This window comes from Kribbella endophytica (genome assembly GCF_054781295.1).
Map to the genome: position 1 here is coordinate 20579 of NZ_BAAGUR010000009.1, position 23677 is coordinate 44255.

Below are 23677 nucleotides of genomic sequence, written 5' to 3' on the forward strand. Positions count from 1 at the left end.
CTCAGATCGGGGCCGACCGGATTCAGCGCTTCGGGAAGATCGGCGCGCGCTCGACGGTCTTGCTGCCGGGGACGCCGACCTGGTCGTTCTGGAACGGGTTGGCGTTGAAGCGCGCGACCTCGCGGCCCTGGGCGTCGGAGAAGATCGCCCAGATCGGCGCCGACGGGTCACCGACGGCCGTACGGCGCGACGCCCACAGGAAGAAGCCGTCCTCGACCGCGGCCGGCGACGTGACGCCGTCGCTGGTCAGGAAGTCGACCTTCGCAACACCACTCGGGACGACGCCGCGGGAGCCGTTGTGGTCGGCCCACACGACGTACGGCTTGTCGGCCGTGGCCGCCTGACGCTGGTAGTCGTCGCTCGGCGCGCCCGTGCCGGCGTTGTCCAGGCAGTACGCGAAGCGCTTCTGGTCGGGAGAGACCAGGATCGCGCTCACCCAGCTCCCGGAGGCCTGGGTCAGGGCGACCTTCCAGCCGGAGATCGACTCCGAGCCGCCACCGGCCTTCGCCGCGCTCTGCCGGTACTTGCCGTCGGCGGTCTGGCAGCGCGCGATGACCTGCGCGTCGGACAGGGCGCTCTTCGCGGGCAGCACCTCGGTGGCCCTGCCGGTCTTCGGGTCGAGGCTGATCGTGGACTCCGGCGCGGGCAGGCCGAGACCGGCGACCGGCGCCTCGTCGTCCTGACCGGGCAGGACGGCCACTGCCGTGGCGACGCCGGCGACCGCGATCGCGCTCACGGCGACCGCGCTGATCCGGCGCAGGCGCTGACCGCGCCGGCCCCGCCGTACGACGTCGTCGACGGTGTGCCGCATCGGCTCGGCCGAGTCGTCGGCCGCGTCGACCAGCAGGTCCTCGATGTCGCTGCTCATGACAGAACCCCTTCGTTGTTGTTGACCGGAACAGCCTTGGCGTCGGACGCCTCGGGCGCCGGGCGCTTCAGCTGCTCGCGCAGAGCGGTGAGACCACGGGAGGTCTGACTCTTGACCGCGCCGGTGCTGATGCCGAGCACCTGTGCGGTCTCCTCGATGCTGAGGTCGGCGTAGTGCCGCAGGACCACGCAGGCCCGCTGCCGGGCGGGCAGCCCGGTCAGCGCCTGGACCACCGCGAGCCGCTCGTCGACGGCGCCGGAGTGGTCGGCCAGCAGCTGGTCCGGCACCGCGTCGTCGGAGAACTCACGGCGCCAGGGCCGCTTGGCCTGGTCGAGCACCACCGACACCACCGCTCGGTGGGCGTAGGTGGTCAACCCGGCCTCGTGGTCCAACCGGTCCCACGCGCGGTAGATCCGGACCAGGGCGTCCTGGGCCGCATCCTCGGCGCGGTGCCAGTCACCGCACATCAGGTACGCCGTACGGCGCAGGCGGCGCAGGGCCGCTTCGGCGAACTCCGTGAAGTCCGCCTCACTGCGTCGTCGCATCGTGCTCCTCCCGTGGCTGTCGGAAGAGGAACGACAGCCGGACCCCAAAAGGTTGCCACGAAGGTTGGGAAGACGCGTAACACTGGTCGTGTTGGGGGAGTTGGACCCTAGGACCGCGGGCGGCGGGGCTGGTCCGGATATCGGGCGAGGGTCTTTGACAGCAGTGGGAGGATTTCGTTCATGGCGATGACAGCACAGGTGAAGTCCGAGCTGACCAGCATCCAGGTCACCAAACCCTGCTGCCGCAAGGCCGAGGTCTCCTCGGTCCTGCGCTTCGCGGGTGGGCTGCACCTCGTGTCCGGCCGGATCGTCGTGGAGGCCGAGCTGGACAGCGCCCGGGCCGCCCGGCGGCTGCGCAAGGACATCGCGGAGATCTTCGGTCACCCGTCCGAGGTGGTGGTGATCTCCCCGTCCGGGATCCGCAAGCAGACCAAGTACGTCGTCCGCGTGGTTCGCGACGGTGACGCGCTGGCCCGGCAGACCGGCCTGGTGGACAACCGGGGCCGTCCGGTCCGCGGCCTGCCGCCCGCGGTGGTCTCCGGCGCCTCCTGCGACGCCGTGGCGGCCTGGCGAGGTGCTTTCCTGGCGCACGGCTCACTGACCGAGCCTGGGCGCTCCTCGTCGCTCGAGGTGACCTGCCCCGGGCCCGAGGCGGCGCTGGCGCTGGTCGGTGCCGCACGGCGGCTGGGGATCGGTTCGAAGGCGCGTGAGGTGCGGAACGTCGACCGCGTGGTGATCCGCGACGGCGACGCGATCGGCGCGCTGCTGACGCGGCTCGGTGCGCACGAGTCGGTGCTGGCGTGGGAAGAGCGCCGGATGCGCCGCGAGGTCCGCGCGACGGCGAACCGGCTGGCCAACTTCGACGACGCGAACCTGCGGCGCTCGGCGCGGGCCGCGGTCGCGGCCGGGGCACGGGTGGAGCGGGCGCTGGAGATCCTCGGCAACGACGTACCGGATCACCTGCAGGTCGCGGGCAAGCTGCGGCTGGAGCACAAGCAGGCGAGCCTCGAGGAGCTCGGTCAGCTGCACGAGCCGGCGCTCACCAAGGACGCGGTGGCCGGCCGGATCCGTCGCCTGCTGGCGATGGCCGACAAGCGCGCCTCCGACCTGGGCATCCCGAACACCGAGGCCAACCTGACCCCGGAGATGCTCGACCCGGCCTGATCGTGTCCGTTCCGTGCTCCGACGCCGGTTGACCCGGATTCCTCCGCTGCTTGGATTGCCGTACGGGGACGAAACCACCCGACGACAAGCTGAGGACCCATGGGCGACGCCAAGGACGAAGAAGCGGCCAAGAACGACCTGGAGCGGGTCAAGACCGAGAACACGGTCAAGAAGGAACAGCGGGACGCGGACCTGAAGAAGTACCGGGACGGCCAGGGCAACATGGTCGCGGCCGAGCCGACCGGCTGGCCGGTGGCCGAGGCCAAGTCCGGCCCGGTCACCGCGATCGCCGGCAAGCTCGGCATCGGCAAGGCCGGCGATCTCGCGCTGGCCAAGCAGTTGCTGGACAGCGAACGTCGTCCCACCGGGAACTCGACCACCAAGTCCCGTGCCGACGGCGCGAGAGGACGGGCGACCACCGGCCCGACCCGCCCGGCCCCCGTGGTCGAGCGCTGAGGGGATTCACCAGTAGGACCAGTGGTATTCACGTGGCGGCCCCGGGGGAAACCCCGGGGCCGTCGTGCGTGGGGTGGTCTGGTCCGGTGGTCCATCCCGTGGTGGGGTGGTCTCATGTGGACGCTACCAGTGGATCAAGTGGGCTGTTGGGCTAGTGTTTCGGCTGTAGCGGCAGTGCTCGACAGCTAGTTCAAGGAGACGTAGTCCCGTGACCGTACGCGTAGGTATCAACGGCTTCGGCCGGATCGGCCGTAACTTCTTCCGCGCTGTTCAGGCGTCCGGTGCCGACATCGAGGTCGTCGCCGTCAACGACTTGACCGACAACCAGACCCTGGCCCACCTGCTGAAGTACGACTCGATCCTGGGCCGCTTCCCGGGCGAGGTCACGGCGACCGACGACGACATCACCGCCGCCGGCCACACGTTCAAGGCGTTCGCCGAGCGCGACCCCGCGAACCTGAAGTGGTCCGACGTCGGCGCCGACGTGGTGATCGAGTCGACCGGCTTCTTCACCGACGCCACCAAGGCCAAGACGCACGCCGACAACGGCGCCAAGAAGGTCATCATCTCCGCCCCGGCGAAGAACGAGGACCTGACCGTGGTGATGGGTGTGAACCACGACCTGTACGACGCGGACAAGCACACCGTCATCTCGAACGCGTCCTGCACCACCAACTGCATCGCCCCGCTGGCGAAGGTCCTCAACGACGCGTTCGGCATCGAGCGTGGCCTGATGACCACGATCCACGCCTACACCCAGGACCAGAACCTGCAGGACGGCCCGCACAGCGACCTGCGTCGCGCCCGCGCCGCCGCGCTGAACATCGTGCCGACCTCGACCGGTGCGGCCAAGGCGATCGGCCTGGTCCTGCCCGAGCTCAAGGGCAAGCTTGACGGCTACGCGCTGCGCGTCCCGGTCCCGACCGGCTCGGCCACCGACCTGACCGTCACCGTCGGCCGTGAGGTCACGGTCGAGGAGGTCAAGGAGGCCTACAAGGCGGCCGCCGCCGAGGGCTCGCTGAAGGGGTACCTGACCTACACCGAGGACCCGATCGTCTCCAGCGACATCGTCACCGACCCGGCCTCGTGCATCTTCGACTCCGGCCTCACCAAGGTGATCGGCAACCAGGTCAAGGTCGTCGGCTGGTACGACAACGAGTGGGGCTACTCCAACCGTCTCGTCGACCTGGTCAACCACGTCGGCGCCACGCTCTGACGTTCCACCACCCACAGCTTGCGTCCGGACGGCCTGGTGCCGGCCCCGGGCGCAAGCCTGTTTGCTGAGGACTTGAACCTGTGAAGACCATCGATGACCTCGGTGACGTGGCCGGCCTGCGGGTGCTGGTCCGCTCCGACCTGAACGTGCCGATCAAGGGTGACCAGATCGGCGACGACGGCCGCATCCGCGCCTCCGTGCCGACCCTGCTGAAGCTGGCCAAGGCCGGCGCCAAGGTGATCGTCACCGCGCACCTGGGCCGCCCGAAGGGCACGCCGAACCCGGAGTTCACCCTCGCCCCGGTGGCCAACCGGCTCGGTGAGCTGCTCCAGCCCGAGGGCGTCAAGGTGCACTTCGCCACCGACGTGACCGGCGAGAGCGCCCAGGAAGCCGTCCAGGAGCTGGACGAGGGCGAGGTCCTGCTGCTCGAGAACGTGCGGTACGACCCGCGCGAGGAGAGCAAGGACGAGGCCGAGCGCGGCGCGCTGGCCGACGAGCTGGCCGGCCTGGCCGACGTGTTCGTCAGCGACGGCTTCGGTGTCGTGCACCGCAAGCAGGCCAGCGTGTACGACGTGGCCCGCAAGCTCCCGCACGCGGCCGGCGGCCTGGTGCTGGCCGAGGTCGAGGTGCTGAAGAAGCTCACCGAGGACCCGGCCCGCCCGTACGTCGTCGTCCTCGGCGGCGCGAAGGTGTCGGACAAGCTCGCGGTGATCGACAACCTGCTGGCCAAGGCCGACAAGCTGCTGATCGGTGGCGGCATGGTGTTCACCTTCCTCAAGGCCCAGGGCCACGAGGTAGGCAAGAGCCTGCTCGAGGAGGACCAGCTCGACACGGTCAAGGGCTACCTGGAGACCGCGAAGAGCAAGGGCGTCGAGATCGTGCTGCCGACCGACATCGTGGTCGCGCCCGAGTTCAAGGCCGACTCGCCCGCGACCGTGGTCGCCGCCGACGCGATCCCGGCCGACCAGCTCGGCCTCGACATCGGTCCGGACTCCGGCAAGGCGTTCGCCGCCGAGGTCGCCGCGGCGAAGACCGTGTTCTGGAACGGCCCGATGGGTGTCTTCGAGATGGAGGCGTTCGCCGGTGGAACCAAGGCCGTCGCGAGTGCGTTGACCGAGGTGGACGGACTCAGTGTCGTCGGAGGTGGCGACTCGGCTGCCGCCGTACGGCAGCTGGGCTTCGCCGACGACCAGTTCGGGCACATCTCCACCGGAGGTGGCGCGTCACTGGAATACCTGGAGGGCAAGGAGCTCCCGGGTCTGGCTATGCTGGAAGAGGACTGACGACGAATGGCTGCCTTTGAAGGCACAGCTGCCCGTACGCCGTTGATGGCGGGCAACTGGAAGATGAACGTCAACCACGTCGAGGCCGTGCACCTGCTGCAGAAGCTGAGCTGGACGCTGCAGGACAAAAAGCACGACTTCGCGCGGGTCGAGGTGGCGGTGCTGCCGCCGTTCACCGACATCCGCAGCGTGCAGACGCTCGTCGACGGTGACCGGATGAAGATCGTGTACGGCGCGCAGGACGTGTCCGTGCACGACGAGGGCGCCTACACCGGCGAGATCTCGGCCGCGATGCTGACCAAGCTGGGCTGCACCTACGTGCTGGTCGGGCACTCCGAGCGCCGCCAGTACCACGGCGAGGACGACGCGCTCGTCAACGCCAAGGCGACCAAGGCGCTGGCGGCCGGGCTGACCCCGATCGTCTGCGTGGGTGAGGGTCTGGAGATCCGCAAGGCCGACGGCCACGTCGCGCACTGCGTGAACCAGATCGACGGCGCGCTGGCCGGGCTGAAGGCCGACGACGTGCGCAAGCTCGTCATCGCCTACGAGCCGGTCTGGGCGATCGGCACCGGCGAGGTGGCGACCCCGGAGGACGCGCAGGAGGTCTGCGCCGCGATCCGCGTCCGGCTCGAGGAGACCTTCTCACCCGCAGTGGCCGACTCGGTGCGAATTCTGTACGGGGGGTCGGTGAAGATGAGCAGCGCAGGTGGCATCATGGCCCAGCCGGACGTCGACGGCTGCCTGGTCGGGGGAGCGAGCCTCAAGGTGGACGAGTTCGCCGGTATCTGTCGTTACCTGGACCTTCAGTTAGGCTACTCCTCGTGATTCTCGCTTTTCAGATCGTTGTCGTCATCTGCAGCCTGATCCTGACGCTGCTCGTGCTGCTGCACAAAGGCCGCGGTGGTGGCCTTTCCGACCTGTTCGGTGGCGGGGTGTCGTCCAGCCTGGGCGGCTCGTCGGTCGCCGAACGGAACCTCGACCGGATCACGATCGGTGTCGGTCTGATCTGGTTCGCGGCCATCGTCGCGCTCGGCCTGCTGTACAAGCTCGGCTGAGAGGGAGTAGCTCACGTGGCTGGTAGTGGTGGCGCCATTCGTGGCAGCCGGGTCGGAGCTGGACCGATGGGCGAGGCGGAGCGCGGCGAGGCCGCGCCCCGGCAGCGCGTGGTCTTCTTCTGTGCCAACGGGCACGAGACCGCGACTGTCTTCGCCGTCGAGGCGGCCGTTCCGGAGGCGTGGGACTGTCCGCGGTGCGGTCTGCCGACCAGCACCGACGTGAACAACCCGCCACCTCCGACGAAGATCGAGCCGTACAAGACGCACCTGGCGTACGTGAAGGAACGGCGCAGCGAGCAGGAGGCCGCCCAGATCCTCGAAGAGGCCCTGGAACGCCTGCGCGCCCGCCGCTCCAAGGGCGAGATCATCTTCTAGCCGGTACGTCGTACACCCGGGCAGTCCTCAACGGACCGCCCGGGTGTTCGCGTTGCCGCCGGGTTCCGCTCCGGTGCTCAGTGCTGTGCGGCGTACCGGGCGAAGAGCTGGTTGAGCTCGCCCTGCGGAATCTGTCCCTCCGCGAAGCTCATCGTGCCGTGGGTCTGCAGTTCCTCGGCGGCCCGGCGTACGAAGCCCAGTGCCGCCCGGGCGATGCTGCCGCCGAGACTGATCCGGGTGACACCTACGCCGGTCACCTCGGCGACGGTCAGCGTCGAGCTGCCCAGTCCCATGACGACGTTCAGCGGGCCGTCGATCTCCTGCACCAGCGTGCGCAGCTGATCCAGGTCGTTGACGCCCGGTACGTACAGGCAGTCCGCGCCGGCCTCGCGGAACAGGTTCGCCCGGCGGATCGAGTCCGCCAGGGGAGTGGGCTCCTTGAGCAGTTGGCCGTCCGTGCGAGCCGTCAGCACGAAGTCCGGCCCGGCCGCCTCCCGTGCGGCGACGATCCGCTCTACCGACAACTCCTCGGCGTACAGCTCGCGGCCGTCGTAGTCCTCGATGTTGCCGCCGGCCAGACCGGCGTCCTTGGCCAGCCGGATCGTCTTCGCGACGTCCTCCGGCCGGGCGCCGTACCCGTCCTCCAGATCGCCGTTCACCGGGACGCCGACCGCGTCGGTGATCTGCCGGATCCGCTCGAACATCACGTCGATCGGCACCGAGGGCGCGCCGTCGGGCAGCGTGTGGTCGCCCGCGCCGAGCGAGAACGCGATTCCCGCGCTCGTCGTCGCCAGCGCGGTGAAGCCGGCCTCGGCCAGCACGATCGCGCTCCCGGCGTCCCACGCGTTCGGCATCACGAACGACGCCTTGTGCAGCTCACGAAACTCTGTCATCCCACGATCTTCCCGCAGTCTCGGTTCGGCCGGCGCCGAACGAGTTGTCCACAGTATGGATGTAATGTTGGCTACAAAGGAAGGTCTGGCTGTAACTTTCGGTACCGCCGCTTCCCGCCTGGAAGCCGGCGACCCGAAGGAGGCCCCTCGTGGCGATCATGGTTGACGCGGCGGAGACGCTGTACGCGTATCCGCAGCTCTGGCGGATCCTGACCAAGTCCTGCTACTTCCTCAGTACCGGTCTGGCCGGCGGCAGCGTGCTGTTCCACACCTTCGTCCTGCGGCCGGTGCTCAACCGGACCGAGAGCGAGTCCGACCGGCGCGCCCTGCGGAACCGGTCGGCCGTGCTGCTCGCCATCGCCGGGACCGCGCTGCTGCTCGCGACGTACCCGCAGTTCGCCGGCAAGGTCACCCGTGCGACCAAGGGCATGGCGTTCTCCGAGGGCATGCAGCCCTCGGCGATCTGGGACTACCTGCAGACCGCGGCGCCCAAGAACGCGTGGTTCTTCTCCGGCGTCACCGCCGGCCTGCAAGCGCTGATCTACAGCCTCGGTGCCCTGCTGCTGATGAGCCTGTTCTTCCGGCCGGTACGACGGCACGTCGACAAGATCGCGGGGATCGGGGTCGTCGTGATCCTGGTCGCCGCGCTGTTCCTGATGGTCCCGAGCCGGCCCGCCGACCTCGAGGCGGCGTACTTCGCGACCCACGTGGTCACCACCGTGCACCCGTACGCCGGTGGCTTCTGGATCGGGTCGCTGCTGGTGCTGTCCGGGCTGGCGCTGGCCCGCAAGCAGTTGGCGCAGGACAGCGGTGGCCTGATCTGGGCCTCGCTGTGGCAGCGGTTCAGCATCATGGCGCAGGTCTGCGTGACGCTGCTGCTGGTGTCGGGGCTGCTGGAGGCGTGGACGGCGGTCGGGTCGGTGTCGGTCGGCGACATCCTCGGTACGACGTACGGCAAGTACCTGCTGCTGAAGGTCCTGCTGGTGTTCTCGATCCTCGGGCTCGGCGCGTTCAACGAGGCCGTGCTGCTGCCGAAGATCGCGCGGGTGCGCGCGGCCGGCGACCGGCGCGGCCTGTTCCACCTGGTGCTCGGGCACTTCCCCAAGGTGGTGCTGATCGAGTCGGCGCTCGGGATCGGCGTGCTCGCGGTGATGCCGTTCCTGAACGGCTCGTCGCGCGAGGAGGTCGGGCTGGAGGCGGACCCGCCGCCGACCGGTGGCGTCGCGCTGGCGATGGTGCTGCTCTTCGTCGCGCTGGTGGTCTCGTTCGTGGCCCGCTACCAGATCCAGAAGGGGATCGAAACGCGGGCGGAGGGGCAGGCCGTGACGGAGGAGCCCGCCACGGCCGAGGTGAGCGGCTAGAACGCGGCGACCAGCCGGGCGACGGCGGCCTGGGCCTTCGGGCCGTTCACCAGGTCGGCGTCGCCCTCGGTCCCGGGTGTGTTCCAGTACAGGTAGAAGCTCGGCGGCGTCTTCAGCGTCTTGAGGTACGCCGTCTCGCGGTCGATGTCGGCGGCGCGCCGGGTGTCGCTCTTGGTCTGCTTGAAGCCGCGCTCGGTCAGCCCCCACTTGGTCGAGGCGCCGGGGGTCTTGAGTACCAACTCGTCGTACCAGCGCTGGTGGCCCTTGTGCTCGGACAGGATCGCGGTCGCGGGCTGCGTGCCGCCGCTGTAGGTGTCGGCGCCGTAGAAGTCGGCGGCGACCCGCCAGGGCTTCGGGTCCTTGGTCGACTTGGGGAATCCCCATTGATAGGCCATTGCGGAGTAGCCGACCTTCACTCCTGGATTCGCTGTTTTCATCACGTCGCGGACGCGCTGAAATGCCTTCGCGAAGACCGGGCCGGACATGTTGTCCTCCGGCTCGTGGTACCAGATGAAAAATGTTTCGGGTTTGTTCTTCAACCATTCCGCGAGCTCGCGGAACCGCGCGTCGTACGCGCCGCTGCCGGTCTTCGCGGGATCGGTCTTGATGCTGACGAACGGGATCAGTCCGGCCGCCCAGGGCTTCTTCGCGACCGCGTCGTACTTCGTGCGCAGGTCGACGGTGGGTTTCTGCACGCCGTCGACGAACTCCCGGGTCGCCTGGACGCCGGGATAGCGCTGGGCGAGGTCGGCGGGCGCGGTCTTGTCGTGCACGCCCATCAGGATCGGAGTGGCGGCCTGAACGTCGTCCGCGCCGGCCGAGACGACAAAAGCCGTCACGGCCAGGGAGAGTCCGGCCGTGACGGCAATCATGCGCTTGAACATGCCGCGGAGTTTACAAGAGGAATTACTTGATTTTTGAAGCTGCCGCATTGTCGAGCAGCCACAGGGTGCGTTCTTTGCCCTGTGGTGTCGTGGCCGGTACGTCGCCGCCGGAAAGGGCGGTCTGTACGGCGTCGGCCTTGTCCTCGCCGGCCACGACGAACCAGATCTCCGCCGCTTGCGCGAGCGCCGGGAAGGTCAGCGAGACGCGGGTCGGCGGGGGCTTGGGGGAGTCGTGCACCGCCACGGCCGAGGTGTTGTCGACCGTGAGCTGCGGGAAGCCGGGGAAGAGCGAAGCCACATGCCCGTCCGGCCCGACGCCCAGCATCAAGAGGTCGAAGGCCGGTACTTGGGCCGTCTCGCCTGATGCCGTGGCGGCCGCTGTCAGCTCTTCCGCGTACGCGGTTGCTGCTGCTTCTGGGCCTTGGCCGGTGTCGGCGGCCATCTCGTGGACCTTGGACGGGTCCACGTCGACCTTGGACAGCAGTGCGTCCCAGGCCTGCGTGGCGTTGCGCTCGGCATCGCCGTCCGGCAGGAAGCGCTCGTCGCCCCACCAGAACTCGACCCGCTGCCAGTCGATCGCCGTACGGGCGGAGGACTCGGCCACCGCGCGGTAGACAGCCGACGCCACCCGACCACCGGTCAGTACGACGTGCGCCACCCGGCGGCCGGCCTGAGCGTCGATCAGCCGGGTGACGAACCGAGCAGCAACCGCGGCCGCCAGCGCCTCGGCATCCGGCGCAACCAGAACAGTTGGTTCTGAAGTCATGAGCGCCCAGCCACCCGCTTGACCGACTTCTTGGCGGCTGACTTCTTCGCAGTCGCCTTCTTGGGGGTCGCCTTCGCGGCCGCCGTCTTCTTCGCGGCGGCAGTCTTCTTGACTGCGGCCTTCGACGGCGCCTTCTTCTTCGCGTCGGCCGCGTGAGCCTCCAGTGCCGTCGAAGCAGCCTTGCCGGAGACCCCCGCCGTACGCACAGCTGCCTTCTCGGCCGCCGACTGCGCCGAACGCCGGTCGGTCGCGCTGACCTTCTTCGCCTCGGCCGGCATCGCCTCCCGCTCGACCATGCACGCCAACGTCTGCGCGTACACGTCGTCGGGGTCGAGCCGCCGCAGCTCCTCGCTCAGCAGCTCGGACGGCGTACGACGCTTGAGCGCGACCGGTCGGTCAGGCTGACCAGGAACGCTGAACGTCGCGATCGACCCGTCCGGCCGGCTCAACTCGATCGGACCAGCAGGCGTGAACATCCGTACGGCGGTCAGACCCGGCCCGCGGGACGTCTTCTGCTCGACAGCGACGCCCAGCTTGCACTGCAGCCACGCGGCCATCAGGTCGGCGCTCGGGTTGCCCTTCGCCGACACGACCTCCGCGCCCGTGACGTGCGCCGGGTACTGGTCCAGGGCGGCCGCCATCAGCGCACGCCACGGCGTCAGCCGCGCCCACGCGAAGTCGGTGTCGCCCGGCCGGTAGCCCTCGGCGCGTGCGGTGAAGTCCACCGAGGCCCGTCGCGTCGCCGCGGCGTCGGTGACCCGGCGCCGGCCGAGCTTGCCCAGCGGGTCGGTGGCGGGCACCTTCGGCCCACCGCCCGGCCACCAGACGATGACGGGGGAGTCGGGCAGCAGCAGGGGAGTGACGACCGACTCGGGCACCTTCGCGAGCTCGCCGTGCAGCCGCAGAAGCACCGCCTCGCCCGGAACGCCCTCGCCGACGCGGACCTCCGCGTCCAGCCCGCCTTCGCCGCGCCCCGGCCGCAGGATCGCGACGAGCACCCGCGACGGGTGCTCGCGGCCGGCCTCGTTCGCGGCCTTCATCGCGTCGTGGTGGGACGCCTCGTCGACGACCACCACGATGGTGCCGACCATGCCCATGGCCGGCGAGCCCGCGTTGCGGCGGGCCTTCAGCAGCGCCGACGCGATCTCGCTCGACGTCGTACCGGTCAGGTCGATGATCATGGCCGCCTCCAGGCGCGTCCGTCGCGGGCGAGCATCTCGTGGGCGGAGTCGGGGCCCCAGCCACCGGAGTCGTACTGCTCCGGCTGACCGTGGTCGGCCCAGAAGTTGATCACCGGGTCGAGGATCTTCCAGCCCAGCTCGACCTCGGTGTGCTGCGGGAACAGCGGCGGGTCGCCGAGCAGCACGTCGAGGATCAGCCGCTCGTAGGCCTCGGGGGAGGACTCGGTGAACGACCCGCCGTAGGCGAAGTCCATGTTCACGTCGCGGATCTCCATCATCGTGCCCGGCACCTTGGCGCCGAAGCGCATCGTGATGCCCTCGTCCGGCTGGATCCGCATCACCAGGGCGTTCTGTCCCAGCTCCTCGGTCTCGGTCGCCGTGAACGGCAGGTGCGGGGCGCGCTTGAACATCACCGCGACCTCGGTCACCCGGCGGCCGAGGCGCTTGCCGGTGCGCAGGTAGAACGGGACGCCGGCCCAGCGGCGGGTGTCCACGTCGACGCGCATCGCCGCGAAGGTCTCCGTCGCGGAGGACTTCGGGATGCCGTCCTCCTGCAGGTAGCCCTTCACCTTGGTGCCACCGGCCCAGCCGGCGGCGTACTGACCGCGGGCGGTGTGCAGGTCGAGGCGTTCGGGCAGCTTGACCGCCGCGAGCACCTTCTTCTTCTCCTGCCGCAGCGACCACGCGTCGAAGCTGACCGGCTCCTCCATCGCGACCAGCGCGAGCAGCTGGAGCAGGTGGTTCTGGATCACGTCCCGGGCCGCGCCGATGCCGTCGTAGTACCCGGCCCGGCCGCCGATGCCGATGTCCTCGGCCATCGTGATCTGCACGTGGTCGACGTAGTGGCTGTTCCAGACCGGCTCGAACATGGCGTTGGCGAACCGCAGCGCCAGCATGTTCTGGACGGTCTCCTTGCCCAGGTAGTGGTCGATCCGGAAGACCGCCTCGGGCGGGAACACGGACTCGACCACGTGGTTGAGCTCACGCGCGCTCTTCAGGTCGTGCCCGAACGGCTTCTCGATGACGACCCGGCGCCAGGATCCCGGCGTCTCGTCGGCGAGGCCGTGCTGCTTGAGCTTCTCGACCACCTTGGGGAAGAGGCCCGGCGGGATCGACAGGTAGAACGCGTGGTTGCCGCCCGTACCGCGGTTGACGTCCAGCTCGTCCACGGTCTCCCGCAGTCGCTTGAACGCCTCGTCGTCGGTGAGGTCGCCCGGCACGAACCGGAAGCCCTCGGCCAGCTGCTGCCAGACCTCTTCGCGGAACGGCGTCCGGGCGTGCTCCTTGACGGAGTCGTGGACGATCTGCGCGAAATCCTGGTTGGTGAAGTCGCGCCGCGCGAACCCGACCAGGGCGAAGCCCGGGGGCAGGAGCCCCCGGTTCGCCAGGTCGTAGATGGCCGGCATCAGCTTCTTGCGGGCCAGATCGCCCGTGACACCGAAGATCACCAGACTGGAGGGCCCGGCGATCCGGGGGAGCCGCCGGTCCTGGGGATCCCGCAGGGGGTTCACCGGGCCGGGCGACTCTTCTTCGAACTCAGCGGTCATCGGCCGCTTGCCTCCGACTTGTCGTGTGCGTCGAGTAGGGAGATGAGCTGCTGTACGCCGGCCTGCGGGTCGGTCAGGTGCAGCCGCAGCACCGGTCGGCCGCGGTCGGCCAGGACGCCGGCGTCACCCGCGGCCTGCGCCGAGATGAGCGTCCCGAACGTGAACGGCCGGTCCGGGATCTCCACGTCGGTGGACTCCGAGGTGGTGATCTGCAGGAACACGCCCTGCGGGTGGCCGCCCTTGTGGTACTGGCCGGTCGAGTGCAGGAACCGCGGGCCCCAGCCGAAGGTCACCGGGCGACCTGTCTTCGACGCGAGCGCCGGGCGGATCGCCATCAGGTTCTCGTCACGCTCGGAGTCCAGGTAGGCCATGACGGCCAGGTACCCGTCGTCGGCGAGCTGGCCGAGCAGCGCGTCGAGCGCGCCCTTGGCGGTGTCGACACCGTCGAGCAGGCCGTCGGTCCCGCGAACCTCCACGGCACCGTCGGTGAACGCGGCAGCCTCAGGCTCGGGCTGCGCGTCGAGCAGACCACGCGCGGCCTTCTTGGCGCTCTCCACGTCCGGCTGGTCGAACGGGTTGATCCCGAGCAGGTACCCGGCGACCGCGGTCGCCGTCTCCCAGAGCAGGAACTGCCCGCCGAGCGAACCCGACGTGAGAGCGGTCGGTACGTCGCTGTTCGCCTTGTCGGCGAGCAGCGCGTGCACCAGGTCGGACGCCGTGCTGTGCAGTTCGGGCGCGTGCACGCCCTTCACCGCGACCGGCAGGACACCCTTGCCGTTCTTGCCGGTGCTCTCGGCGATCAGCTGCTCGGCCCAGTCCGGGAAGCCGACGATGTCGGAGCCCTCGGCCGCGATGATCGCCTTGTCCCGTCCCGCACTGGCAGCCAGTACGGCGCCGAGCACGAGGGCCGGGTTGGCAGCGGAGTCCGCCTGCAGCGCCGGAGCCGCCTCGGCTGCCTGGTCGAGCAGCTCGGCCACGTCCGCGCCAGCCAGAGCCGACGGGACCAGACCGAACGCCGTCAGCGCGCTGTAGCGCCCACCGACGTGCGGGTCGGCCAGGAAGGTCTTGCGGTAGCCCTCGTCGGCCGAGAGCTTCTCGAACGGCGACCCCGGGTCGGTGACGACGACGACCCGCGAGGAAGCGTCGATGCCCGCGTCGGTGAAGGCCTTCACGAAGACCCGGCGCTGGCTGTCGGTCTCGACCGTGCCGCCGGACTTGCTGGACACGACGATCACCGTGCGCTGCAGGTCACCGGCCAGCGCACGGGCGATCACGCTCGGGTTGGTGGAGTCCAGGACGACCAGCTCGACGCCGGCCGTCCGGGTGATCACCTCCGGCGCGAGCGACGAGCCGCCCATGCCGGCCAGGACGATCCGGTCCAGGCCCTCGGCCCGCAGATCGGCCTGCAGGGCCTCGATCTCGGCCAGCAGCGGCCGCGACGAGTCGTGCAGGTCGACCCAGCTCAGCCGGATGGCCGACTCGGACTCGGCCTCCGGACCCCAGACGGTGGCGTCCTTGGCGGCGATCCGGGACGCGATCTTCTCCGACACCAGCCGGTCGATCGTCGATCCCCAGTCACCGTTGGCGGTGCTGACGGCGGGAGTGCTCACTTGGCCGCCGCCTTGAGGGCCGCGGTGACGGTGTTCTGCAGCTCCGACCAGGAGGCGTCGAACTTGCTGACGCCCTCGTCCTCGAGCAGCTGCACGACCTCGTCGTACGAGATGCCGAGCTTCTCCAGGTCCGCGATCACCTTGCGGTCGCCGTCGTAGTCGCCGCGCACGGTGTCGCCGGTGATGTCGCCTTCCTTGACGACCGCGTCGATCGTTGCCTGCGGCATCGTGTTGACGACGCCCTGGGTGACCAGCTGCTCGACGTACATGGTGCTCTTGTACGCCGGGTCCTTGACGCCGGTCGACGCCCACAGCGGACGCTGCGGCTTCGCGCCGACGGTCTCGATCTCGCGCCAGCGGTCGGAGGAGAAGATCTCCTCGTACGCCTCGAAGGCCAGGCGCGCGTTGGCGATTCCCGCCTTGCCCTTCAGGGCCTTCGCCTCGTCGGTGCCGATGGCATCGAGTCGCTTGTCGATCTCGGTGTCGACGCGGCTGACGAAGAACGAGGCGACGCTGCCCAGCTTGGTCACGTCGTGCCCGTTGTCGATCGCCTTCTCCACGCCGGTGAGGAACGCGTCCGCGACGGCCTTGTAGCGGTCGAGCGAGAAGATCAGCGTCACGTTCACGCTGATCCCGGCGGCCAGCGTCTCGGCGATCGCCGGGATGCCTTCCTTGGTGGCCGGGATCTTCACGAAGACGTTCTCGCGGCCGACGATGTCCCACAGCAGCTTGGCCTGCTCGACGGTCTTCGCGGTGTCGCGGGCCAGCCCGGGCTCGACCTCGATCGAGACCCGGCCGTCGACACCGTCGGTGTCGTCGTACACGGGCTTGAACAGGTCCGCGGCGTTCCGGACGTCGTCGGTGGTGATCACCCGGATCGCCTGGTCGGTCGACACACCCTCGGCCGACAGCCGCTCGACCTGCTCGGCGTAGGCGTTCTTGTCCGAGATCGCCTTGGCGAAGATCGTCGGGTTGGTGGTCACCCCGCTGACGTGCTGGTCGTGGATCAGGGCGGCCAGGCTGCCGCTGGTCAGTCGCTGACGGGAGAGATCGTCGAGCCAGATCGAGACGCCGGCGTCGGCGAGGTCTTTCAAACGGTCGTTCATTGTCCGAAGCCTCCGATGTTCTTGGTTGTCAGTTGGCGGCGTAGGTGTCCGCCGGACCGACCGGTCCGGCCGCGGCACGTCCTGCCGGTACACCGCTGCCACCGAGCTCGGCTGCCGCGGCAAGGCTGTCCTTCGCGGCCTGTACGACGGCGTCGGCGGTGATGCCGAACTCCGAGTACAGCCGCTTGTAGTCGGCCGAAGCGCCGTAGTGCTCCAGGCTGACGCTGCGCCCGGCGTCGCCGACGAGGTCGCGCCAGCCGAGCTTGATGCCGGCCTCGACCGAGACCCGCGCCCTGACCGCGGGCGGGATCACCGAGTCGCGGTAGGCGTCGTCCTGCTCGTCGAACCACTCACGGGAGACCAGCGACACGACGCGGGCCTTGACGCCCTCGGCGGCCAGGGTCTCGCGGGCCTCGACGGCCAGCTGCAGCTCCGAGCCGGTGCCGATCAGGACCACGTCGGGCGTGCCGTCGGTGTCGAGCAGCGTGTACCCGCCCTTGTGCACGTTCTCGGTGGTGGCGTAGCCGTCGGTCCCGCGCGGGAAGGTCGGCACGTTCTGCCGGGTCAGCACCAGGCCGGCCGGGCGGTCGGTGTGCTCGAGGATCGTCGCCCACGCGGCGGCGGTCTCGTTGGCGTCGGCCGGGCGGACCACGTCGAGGCCCGGGATCGCGCGCAGCGCGGCCAGGTGCTCGATCGGCTGGTGGGTCGGGCCGTCCTCGCCGAGGCCGATCGAGTCGTGCGTCCACACGTACGTGACCGGCAGCTTCATCAGCGCGGCCAGCCGGACGGCCGGGCGCATGTAGTCGCTGAAGACCAGGAACGTTCCGCCGTACGGGCGGGTCAGGCCGTGCAGGGCGATGCCGTTCATCACCGAGCCCATGCCGTGCTCGCGGATGCCGAAGTGCAGCACCCGGCCGTACTCGTTGCCCTGGAACTCCTTGGTGGCGTGCTCGGCCGGGATGAACGACGGCTGGCCCTTGGGAGTCGTGTTGTTCGAGCCGGCCAGGTCGGCCGAGCCGCCCCACAGCTCCGGCAGCTCCGGCGCGACCTTGGTCAGCACCTCGCCGGACGCCGCGCGGGTGGCGACGCCCTTCGCGTCGGCCTCCCAGGTCGGCAGCGCGTCCTTCCAGCCGGCCGGCAGCTCACGCTTGGTGAGCCGGTCGTACAGCTCGCCCTGCTCGGGAGCGCCCTGCCGCCAGGCGTCGTACTTGGTGTTCCACTCCTCCTGGAGCGCCTTGCCACGGTCGATGGCGCCACGGGTGTGCGCGATCACGTCGTCCGCGACCTCGAAGGTCAGCTCCGGGTCGAAGCCCAGGACCGTCTTGGTCGCGGCCACCTCGGCGGCGCCCGCGGCCGAGCCGTGGATCTTGCCGGTGTTCTGCGCGTTCGGTGCCGGCCAGCCGATGATCGTGTGCAGGCGGATGAAGGTCGGCTTGTCGGTGACGGCGTGACCGGCCTCGATCGCGTCGTACAGGGCCTGGACGTTCTCCTCGTAGCCCGTGCCGCCGTTGGTCCAGTCGACGTCGTGGACGTCCCATCCGTACGCCGCGTAGCGGGCCGCGACGTCCTCGGAGAACGCGATGTTGGTGTCGTCCTCGATGGAGATCTTGTTCGCGTCGTAGATCACCGTCAGGTTGCCGAGCTTCTGGTGCCCGGCCAGCGACGAGGCCTCGGAGGAGACGCCCTCCTCCAGGTCGCCGTCGGAGGCGATCACGTAGATCCGGTGGTCGAAGAGACCTTCGCCGGCGGCCGCGTCGGGGGTCAGCAGACCGCGCTCACGCCGGGCCGCCATCGCCATGCCGACCGCGTTGCCGACACCCTGGCCGAGCGGGCCGGTGGTCGTCTCGACGCCGGGGGTGTGGCTGTACTCCGGGTGGCCGGGAGTCGCGCTGCCCCAGGTCCGCAGCGACTTCAGGTCGTCCAGCTCCAGGCCGAAACCGGCCAGGTACAGCTGGATGTAGAGGGTCAGGCTGGAGTGCCCGGCCGAGAGGACGAAACGGTCACGGCCGGCCCAGTGCGGGTCGGCGGGGTTGTGCCGCATCACCTTCTGGAACAGCAGGTACGCGGCCGGGGCGAGGCTCATCGCCGTTCCGGGGTGGCCGTTGCCGACCTTCTCCACGGCGTCCAGCGCGAGGACCCGCACGGTGTCGACCGCGCGCTGGTCGACATCGGTCCATTCAAGCTTGCTGCTGGTCTTCTCCGTCACGCCGGCGGCGCTCCTCTCGATGGCAGTACATTCACGGCACGTTTCTGGGGCACAGAATGATCGCTGCGAGCCTACTCGCCAGCCTCCTGATCACCCTTCATCCCTGGCAACCCGGATGTCGTAACTGTTGTTCCCAAGTGTGTAACCGGTGGGGTTGTCTGTTAGGTCACCAGCACCCGTCGATCGACTGTGGCAGGGGGTGGTTCGGCACCTCCTACGGGGCGTCGTAGACTCTCTAACCGTCAGCGCCGGTCCCCGGCGTCAACCCCAATAGTTCGAGGTGTTCGTGACGGCCGTCGACCCGCGTCCAGCCGCGACGACGTCGTACCCGGCGCCGCTGCCGACCGAGGCTGCTCCCCTTGAGGTGCCCAGTCCGTCGGTACGCGACGTGATCAAGGCGTACGTCGGTCTGACCAAGCCGCGCATCATCGAGCTCCTGCTGATCACGACCGTGCCGGTGATGTTCCTGGCCGCCGGGGGAGTCCCCGGGCTGGGCGTCGTGGCCGCCACGCTGGTCGGCGGGATCCTCGCCTCCGGCAGCGCGAACACGATCAACTGCGTGCTCGACCGCGACATCGACGAGCAGATGCGCCGCACCCGCCGCCGCCCGCTGCCGCGGCACGCGGTCAGCCCGCGCTCGGCGATGGTCTTCGGGATCGTGCTCGGCGTGCTGGCCACGCTGGAGCTCGGCTTCTTCGTCAACTGGCTGTCGTCGGTGCTCGCGCTGGTGGCGAACCTGTTCTACGTGTTCGTCTACACGATGGTGCTCAAGCGCCGGACCGTGCAGAACATCGTCTGGGGCGGGATCGCCGGCTGCTTCCCGACCCTGATCGGCTGGACCGCGGTCACCAACGACCTGGCCTGGACGCCGCTGGTGCTGTTCGGCGTGGTGTTCCTCTGGACGCCGCCGCACACCTGGGCGCTGGCGATGCGCTACCGCGAGGACTACGCCTCGGTCGACGTACCGATGCTGCCGGTGGTCGCCACTCCCGTCGCCACCGCGCGGCAGATCCTCGTCTACAGCATCCTGATGGTCATCACCTCGCTGGCCCTCTGGCCGGTCGCCGACACCGGCTTCGTCTACCCGCTCGCCGCTGTCATCCTGGGTGTCGTCTTCCTCCGCGAAGCGTTCGCCCTCCTGGCCCGAGCCCACACCGGCGCCGAGGGCCCGGCCCTACGCCCGATGCGCCTCTTCCACTTCTCCAACATCTACCTGGCGCTGCTGTTCATCGCCGCGGCAATCGACCCCTTGCTGCACTGATCTACTGGTTGCTGTCGGCATCCGTTTGGAAGCGCAGAGTCCTCCCGTTGACCTGCTCGCTTCTCGGTGCTGCCATGGGGTGGTCTGTGGAGCCACACTCCACCCTGGGGAGGCAGGACACTAGGGGGAACTAGTGGGGGTTACCAAAGCACGTCTGGCCGCTGTTTCGGCGGCCGTGCTGGTCGGATCGGTTCTGGTGGCCGCTCCGTCCGAAGCGACCGGCGGTAATGGACTCAAGCCGGTCGTCACCGGCATCGACTCGCCGCGCGGTGTCTCGACGTTCTGGTCCAGGATCATCTACAGCACCGGCGACGGTTCGGTGTGGGAGGCCTGGTCCAGCGGTCACAAGATCCGCAAGCTCGGTACGGTCCCAGGCGGTTTCGCACCCGCCATCGACACCAACGTCTGGGGTACGACGTACGCGCTGACCGGAGCCGGAGGTGAGCCGGGAGCGCCGCTCACGCCGGGCGCCGCGACGCTGTACAAGCTGCGGCCGGGCAAGGCGCCGCTGAAGATCGCCGACATCGGCAAGTACCAGTCGAAGGACCCGGATCCGTACAACCAGGCCGACAGCCCGACCGAGTCCAACCCGTTCGGGGTGGCCGCGTTGCGTGACGGTACGGTCCTGGTCGCCGACGCCGCCAACAACGACCTGCTGCGGGTCTGGCCGAACGGTCACATCAAGACCGTGGCCCGGCTGAAGCCGCGCACGGTCAAGGTCCCGACGGGCTACCCACCGCCGCCGGACTTCCCGCCGGCCGGTACGCCGGTGGTCAGCGAGGCTGTCGCTACGTCGGTCACGGTCGGCTCTGACGGCTACTGGTACGTCGGCGAGCTGCGGGGCTTCCCGGCCACACCGGGCACGTCGCAGATCTGGCGGATCAAGCCGGGCTCGGTGGGCGCGACGTGTGACCCGTACAAGCCGAACAAGGGCAACTGCCAGCGGTGGGCCGACGGCTACACGTCGATCGTCGACCTGGCCGGTGGTCCGCGCGGTGCGATCGCCGCCGTACAGCTGGCACGTGACAGCTGGCTCAGGTGGGAGGTCAGTGGTCAGCCGACCGCTGTCGGCTCGCTGATCGTCCAGTGGCCCAACAAGTGGCACAACGGCGGTCCCCGCAAGGAGGTGGCCCGCGGCAAGCTTCAGCTGCCCAGCGGTGCAGCGTGGAGCAGATGGGGTGACCTGTACGTCTCGTCGCCCGTCTTCGGTCCAGGAGCGATCTACCGCGTGAGGTAGTCCCTCCCCGAACAGCCCGGGGCGTCCGGCCGTCTCACCCGACCGGACGCCCCGGGTGCTGTTCTACGTAGCGGGAGTACCGCGTTCGGCGTACACGGCGGTGACCAGCGCGATCAGTACGGCGGCGAAGAACATGTGGATCAGCACAAGCACCCAGGGCAGGCCGGTGAAGTACTGGGTGAAGCCGACGACGCCCTGCAGCAGCTCCATCGCGAGCAGCCACGCGGCCAGCTTGCGCAGCGTCCGCGACGTCGCGGTGACGCGGGTCGCGATCACCAGCGCGATCGAGACGCCGAGCAGCGCGAACACCACGTCGGCGTGCAGCTGGCTGATCAGCTCCTCGTCGAAGCCGTTCCGGCCGGTGTCGGGATCACCCGAGTGCGGGCCGGCGCCGGTGACAAGGGTGCCGAGGGCAACGGCCAGCCAGACCGCCACCACCGAGGCGGTCGCCAGGGCGCGGACCACCGGGGGAGTATGTGGATAAGGGCTCGTGCGCGACCGGCGCATCATCGACACGGTCAGCGTGATGATGATCGGCGAGACCAGGAAGTGCGCAGACACGATCCACGGGTTCAGCCCGGTTAGCACGCTGACGCCGCCGATCACGGCCTGCAGCGGGACGCCCAGCGCCGCCGCGGTCGCCAGCCGGCGCAGGTCCTTGCGCTTCGGCCGGTACCGCATCACGGCCAGCCAGGTGCCGATCGCGACGATCGCGACCACGAACCCGAGCATCCGGTTGCCGAACTCGATCGCGCCGTGGATCCCGAGCTCCGGGTGCGGCACGTACGACGAGTCGGTGCACGACGGCCAGGTCGGGCAGCCGAGGCCGGAGCCGGTCAGCCGGACCAGACCGCCGGTCACCACGATGCCGATGTTGACGATCACGGACACCCAGCCCCAGCGCCGGACGACGTCCAGGCTCGGCTCGGGCAGCAGACGCCAGAATCCGGTGACGGGCGGCTCGGTGGCGGGGGCCGGGGTCTCGGTGCTCATCACCGGCACACTCTAATGTGCCTGCCAGAACGAACAGTGACGGGTGGGCACGGTGTCTCCGCCGGTGGTGAGAGGTATCACTCAGTCCCAGCGGAAGGTCCGGGACACCACGTACCCGAGCACCGCGGCCCAGAGCGTCAACGACAGTACGGCGGCCCAGGGGATGACGCCCTGGACGGTGGAGTGGGCGAAGCCGTTGGCCAGTGCTGCGCTCGGCAGGAGGCGGACGATGCCCTGCATGCCCTTCGGGTACTCGTCGACCGGCGTCATGATCGCGCCGCCGACCAGGAGCAGCAGGTAGAGCAGGTTGGCCGCGGCCAGCGTCGCCTCGGCGCGCAGGATGCCGGCCATCAGCAGTCCGAGCGACGCGAACGCCGCCGTTCCGCACAGGACCATCAGGACGATGCCGACCACCGCGTCGACTCCGCCGACCGGCTTCCAGCCGAGCGCGAAGCCCGCGCCGATCAGGACGACCAGCTGGACCACCTGGATGGCCAGGACCGAGCCGATCTTCCCGGCCAGCAGTGTGGTCCGGGACAGCGGTGAGGCACCGAGGCGCTTGATGACGCCGTACCGGCGCTCGAACCCGGTGGCGATCGCCAACGAGGTGAACGACGTGGACAGCACCGCCAGCGCCAGGACCCGCGGTACAGCGAGGTCGACAGCCCGACCGTCACCCAGCGGCAGCCGGTCGCCCAGACCGGTGCCACCCAGCAACAGCAGGAGTCCGAGCGGGATCACCAGCGCCAGCAGCAACTGCTCGCCGTTCCGCAGGAGCAGCCGGAACTCCATCTGCGCGTGCGCGAACACCTTGCGCGGCCACGGCGCGGAGCCGGGCCTGGGGGTGTAGGCGGTTACTGGAGTCTCCGGCACAGTCCTGCTCACTTCGTCTCCCGCGCGGGTGGTGCAGTCAACGCCAAGTAGACGTCCTCGAGCGTTTTGGTGCCGTGGTCGGTCAGGGCGTCCGGGCTGCCGGAGGCGATCACCTTGCCGGCCGACAGCACGTGCACCTGGTCGGACAGCTGCTCGGCCTCGTCCATCGCGTGCGTCGTCAGTACGACGGTGACGCCGTCCTCGCGCAGGTCGCGGATGAGCTGCCAGATCTCGCGGCGGCCGTGCGGGTCCAGGCCGGTGGTCGGCTCGTCCAGGAATGCGATCTCCGGCCGCCCGACGATCGCCAGGGCCAGCGACAGCCGCTGCTTCTGCCCGCCCGACAGCCGCCGGTACGGCGTTTTGCCGCACGTGCCGAGGTCGAGCCGCTCGACCAGCGCCGGCAGATCGAGCGGGTGGGCGTGCAGCGAGGCGACGTACCGGAGCATCTCGAGCGCCCGTACGCCGGACCACGCGCCGCCCTCCTGCAGCATCACGCCGATCCGTGGCATCAGCTCGTCGTGGTCGGCGATCGGGTCGAGCCCGAGCACCCGGACCGCGCCGGAATCCGGACGGCGGAACCCCTCGAGGGTCTCCACCGTGGTCGTCTTGCCCGCCCCGTTGGGGCCGAGCACGGACGTGACTGTCCCGCCGGTTACGGTGAGAGTGAGGCCGTCGACAGCGGTCTTCTCGCCGTACCGGACGACTAGGTTGTCGATCTCCACCGCGACTGGCACGTACGCAGTGTAGGAAACCCGTCGACGTGACGCTGCTCACGGTCCTGGTTGGGCTGAGGCGGA

23 protein-coding genes are annotated in these 23677 nt (G+C 69.5%); 10 read left to right on the top strand and 13 right to left on the bottom strand.

Annotated features, from left to right (window positions below; all coding sequences use genetic code 11):
• Positions 1–22: 22 nt before the first annotated feature.
• The gene (locus ACYVIO_RS42295; protein WP_460656672.1) at positions 23–868 is read right to left on the bottom strand and encodes a hypothetical protein; all 846 of its coding nucleotides are present in this window, start codon (positions 866–868) and stop codon (positions 23–25) included.
• Entirely contained in the window at positions 865–1413 is a 549-nt protein-coding gene (locus ACYVIO_RS42300) for a SigE family RNA polymerase sigma factor (RefSeq protein WP_460656673.1), read from the bottom strand. Before ACYVIO_RS42300 ends, ACYVIO_RS42295 begins: the two co-directional genes overlap by 4 nt.
• A 180-nt stretch (positions 1414–1593) precedes the next feature.
• On the opposite strand from ACYVIO_RS42300, the gene whiA reads away from it, so the two are divergent.
• The 7 genes from whiA to ACYVIO_RS42335 all read left to right on the top strand — a co-directional run bounded on the left by whiA (position 1594) and on the right by ACYVIO_RS42335 (position 6962).
• Entirely contained in the window at positions 1594–2577 is a 984-nt protein-coding gene (gene whiA, locus ACYVIO_RS42305; protein WP_184794734.1) for a DNA-binding protein WhiA, read from the top strand.
• A gap of 99 nt (positions 2578–2676) precedes the next feature.
• Entirely contained in the window at positions 2677–3033 is a 357-nt protein-coding gene (locus ACYVIO_RS42310) for a hypothetical protein (protein WP_460656674.1), read from the top strand.
• A gap of 208 nt (positions 3034–3241) precedes the next feature.
• On the top strand, positions 3242–4249 hold the full coding sequence (gene gap, locus ACYVIO_RS42315; protein ID WP_460656675.1) for a type I glyceraldehyde-3-phosphate dehydrogenase: 1008 nt from the start codon (positions 3242–3244) through the stop codon (positions 4247–4249).
• 80 nt (positions 4250–4329) lie between these two features.
• Positions 4330–5532, top strand: coding sequence for a phosphoglycerate kinase (locus ACYVIO_RS42320; protein WP_460656676.1), 1203 nt, complete (start codon positions 4330–4332; stop codon positions 5530–5532).
• A gap of 6 nt (positions 5533–5538) precedes the next feature.
• The gene (gene tpiA / locus ACYVIO_RS42325) at positions 5539–6357 is read left to right on the top strand and encodes a triose-phosphate isomerase (protein ID WP_460656677.1); all 819 of its coding nucleotides are present in this window, start codon (positions 5539–5541) and stop codon (positions 6355–6357) included.
• Entirely contained in the window at positions 6354–6587 is a 234-nt protein-coding gene (gene secG / locus ACYVIO_RS42330) for a preprotein translocase subunit SecG (RefSeq protein ID WP_077013974.1), read from the top strand. Before tpiA ends, secG begins: the two co-directional genes overlap by 4 nt.
• 15 nt (positions 6588–6602) lie before the next feature.
• Complete coding sequence (locus ACYVIO_RS42335; protein ID WP_460656678.1) at positions 6603–6962, top strand: RNA polymerase-binding protein RbpA; 360 nt, start codon at positions 6603–6605, stop codon at positions 6960–6962.
• Positions 6963–7039: 77 nt separating this feature from the next.
• Here the strand turns inward: ACYVIO_RS42335 and ACYVIO_RS42340 are convergent, their stop codons facing one another.
• The gene (locus tag ACYVIO_RS42340) at positions 7040–7855 is read right to left on the bottom strand and encodes an isocitrate lyase/PEP mutase family protein (protein WP_460656679.1); all 816 of its coding nucleotides are present in this window, start codon (positions 7853–7855) and stop codon (positions 7040–7042) included.
• Between the two features lie 158 nt (positions 7856–8013).
• On the opposite strand from ACYVIO_RS42340, the gene ACYVIO_RS42345 reads away from it, so the two are divergent.
• The gene (locus tag ACYVIO_RS42345) at positions 8014–9216 is read left to right on the top strand and encodes a CopD family protein (protein WP_460656748.1); all 1203 of its coding nucleotides are present in this window, start codon (positions 8014–8016) and stop codon (positions 9214–9216) included.
• On the opposite strand, the gene ACYVIO_RS42350 is transcribed toward ACYVIO_RS42345, so the two are convergent.
• The 7 genes from ACYVIO_RS42350 to tkt are packed head-to-tail and all read right to left on the bottom strand — an operon-like array spanning position 9213 to position 18516.
• Positions 9213–10100 carry a hypothetical protein gene (locus tag ACYVIO_RS42350; protein WP_460656680.1) on the bottom strand — a complete coding sequence of 296 codons (888 nt, stop codon included), beginning with the start codon at positions 10098–10100 and terminating at the stop codon, positions 9213–9215. The two genes, ACYVIO_RS42345 and ACYVIO_RS42350, sit on opposite strands and share 4 nt — an antisense overlap.
• 22 nt (positions 10101–10122) lie before the next feature.
• Positions 10123–10866, bottom strand: a complete 744-nt coding sequence (gene pgl / locus ACYVIO_RS42355) for a 6-phosphogluconolactonase (RefSeq protein WP_460656681.1) — start codon at positions 10864–10866, stop codon at positions 10123–10125.
• Positions 10863–12047, bottom strand: a complete 1185-nt coding sequence (locus ACYVIO_RS42360; protein WP_460656682.1) for a glucose-6-phosphate dehydrogenase assembly protein OpcA — start codon at positions 12045–12047, stop codon at positions 10863–10865. Before ACYVIO_RS42360 ends, pgl begins: the two co-directional genes overlap by 4 nt.
• Complete coding sequence (zwf, locus tag ACYVIO_RS42365) at positions 12044–13594, bottom strand: glucose-6-phosphate dehydrogenase (protein WP_460656683.1); 1551 nt, start codon at positions 13592–13594, stop codon at positions 12044–12046. The genes ACYVIO_RS42360 and zwf overlap by 4 nt, the downstream gene beginning before the upstream one ends.
• Entirely contained in the window at positions 13591–15204 is a 1614-nt protein-coding gene (locus ACYVIO_RS42370) for a glucose-6-phosphate isomerase (protein ID WP_460656684.1), read from the bottom strand. The genes zwf and ACYVIO_RS42370 overlap by 4 nt, the downstream gene beginning before the upstream one ends.
• Complete coding sequence (tal, locus tag ACYVIO_RS42375; RefSeq protein ID WP_460656685.1) at positions 15201–16310, bottom strand: transaldolase; 1110 nt, start codon at positions 16308–16310, stop codon at positions 15201–15203. The genes ACYVIO_RS42370 and tal overlap by 4 nt, the downstream gene beginning before the upstream one ends.
• A 28-nt stretch (positions 16311–16338) precedes the next feature.
• Positions 16339–18516, bottom strand: coding sequence for a transketolase (gene tkt / locus ACYVIO_RS42380; protein ID WP_460656686.1), 2178 nt, complete (start codon positions 18514–18516; stop codon positions 16339–16341).
• Between the two features lie 286 nt (positions 18517–18802).
• Here tkt and ACYVIO_RS42385 point away from each other — a divergent pair, with 286 nt between their 5' ends.
• Complete coding sequence (locus ACYVIO_RS42385; RefSeq protein ID WP_460656687.1) at positions 18803–19777, top strand: heme o synthase; 975 nt, start codon at positions 18803–18805, stop codon at positions 19775–19777.
• A 196-nt stretch (positions 19778–19973) separates the two neighbouring features.
• Complete coding sequence (locus ACYVIO_RS42390) at positions 19974–21014, top strand: ScyD/ScyE family protein (protein ID WP_460656688.1); 1041 nt, start codon at positions 19974–19976, stop codon at positions 21012–21014.
• Positions 21015–21077: 63 nt separating this feature from the next.
• On the opposite strand, the gene ACYVIO_RS42395 is transcribed toward ACYVIO_RS42390, so the two are convergent.
• The 3 genes from ACYVIO_RS42395 to ACYVIO_RS42405 form a co-directional block, all read right to left on the bottom strand.
• Entirely contained in the window at positions 21078–22007 is a 930-nt protein-coding gene (locus tag ACYVIO_RS42395) for a COX15/CtaA family protein (protein WP_460656689.1), read from the bottom strand.
• Positions 22008–22088: 81 nt separating this feature from the next.
• The gene (locus ACYVIO_RS42400) at positions 22089–22892 is read right to left on the bottom strand and encodes an ABC transporter permease (RefSeq protein ID WP_460656690.1); all 804 of its coding nucleotides are present in this window, start codon (positions 22890–22892) and stop codon (positions 22089–22091) included.
• The gene (locus ACYVIO_RS42405) at positions 22889–23614 is read right to left on the bottom strand and encodes an ABC transporter ATP-binding protein (protein ID WP_344171420.1); all 726 of its coding nucleotides are present in this window, start codon (positions 23612–23614) and stop codon (positions 22889–22891) included. Before ACYVIO_RS42405 ends, ACYVIO_RS42400 begins: the two co-directional genes overlap by 4 nt.
• Positions 23615–23677 lie beyond the last annotated feature (63 nt).

Coding starts and splice junctions, on each gene's coding strand:
- pgl (WP_460656681.1), bottom strand. CDS start 10,866: ATGACTTCAGAACCAACTGTTCTGGTTGCGCCGGATGCCGAGGCGCTG.
- zwf (WP_460656683.1), bottom strand. CDS start 13,594: ATGACCGCTGAGTTCGAAGAAGAGTCGCCCGGCCCGGTGAACCCCCTG.
- tal (WP_460656685.1), bottom strand. CDS start 16,310: ATGAACGACCGTTTGAAAGACCTCGCCGACGCCGGCGTCTCGATCTGG.
- ACYVIO_RS42300 (WP_460656673.1), bottom strand. CDS start 1,413: ATGCGACGACGCAGTGAGGCGGACTTCACGGAGTTCGCCGAAGCGGCC.
- ACYVIO_RS42360 (WP_460656682.1), bottom strand. CDS start 12,047: ATGATCATCGACCTGACCGGTACGACGTCGAGCGAGATCGCGTCGGCG.
- ACYVIO_RS42310 (WP_460656674.1), top strand. CDS start 2,677: ATGGGCGACGCCAAGGACGAAGAAGCGGCCAAGAACGACCTGGAGCGG.
- whiA (WP_184794734.1), top strand. CDS start 1,594: ATGGCGATGACAGCACAGGTGAAGTCCGAGCTGACCAGCATCCAGGTC.
- ACYVIO_RS42345 (WP_460656748.1), top strand. CDS start 8,014: ATGGTTGACGCGGCGGAGACGCTGTACGCGTATCCGCAGCTCTGGCGG.
- ACYVIO_RS42395 (WP_460656689.1), bottom strand. CDS start 22,007: ATGAGCACCGAGACCCCGGCCCCCGCCACCGAGCCGCCCGTCACCGGA.
- ACYVIO_RS42340 (WP_460656679.1), bottom strand. CDS start 7,855: ATGACAGAGTTTCGTGAGCTGCACAAGGCGTCGTTCGTGATGCCGAAC.
- ACYVIO_RS42350 (WP_460656680.1), bottom strand. CDS start 10,100: ATGTTCAAGCGCATGATTGCCGTCACGGCCGGACTCTCCCTGGCCGTG.
- ACYVIO_RS42295 (WP_460656672.1), bottom strand. CDS start 868: ATGAGCAGCGACATCGAGGACCTGCTGGTCGACGCGGCCGACGACTCG.
- tpiA (WP_460656677.1), top strand. CDS start 5,539: ATGGCTGCCTTTGAAGGCACAGCTGCCCGTACGCCGTTGATGGCGGGC.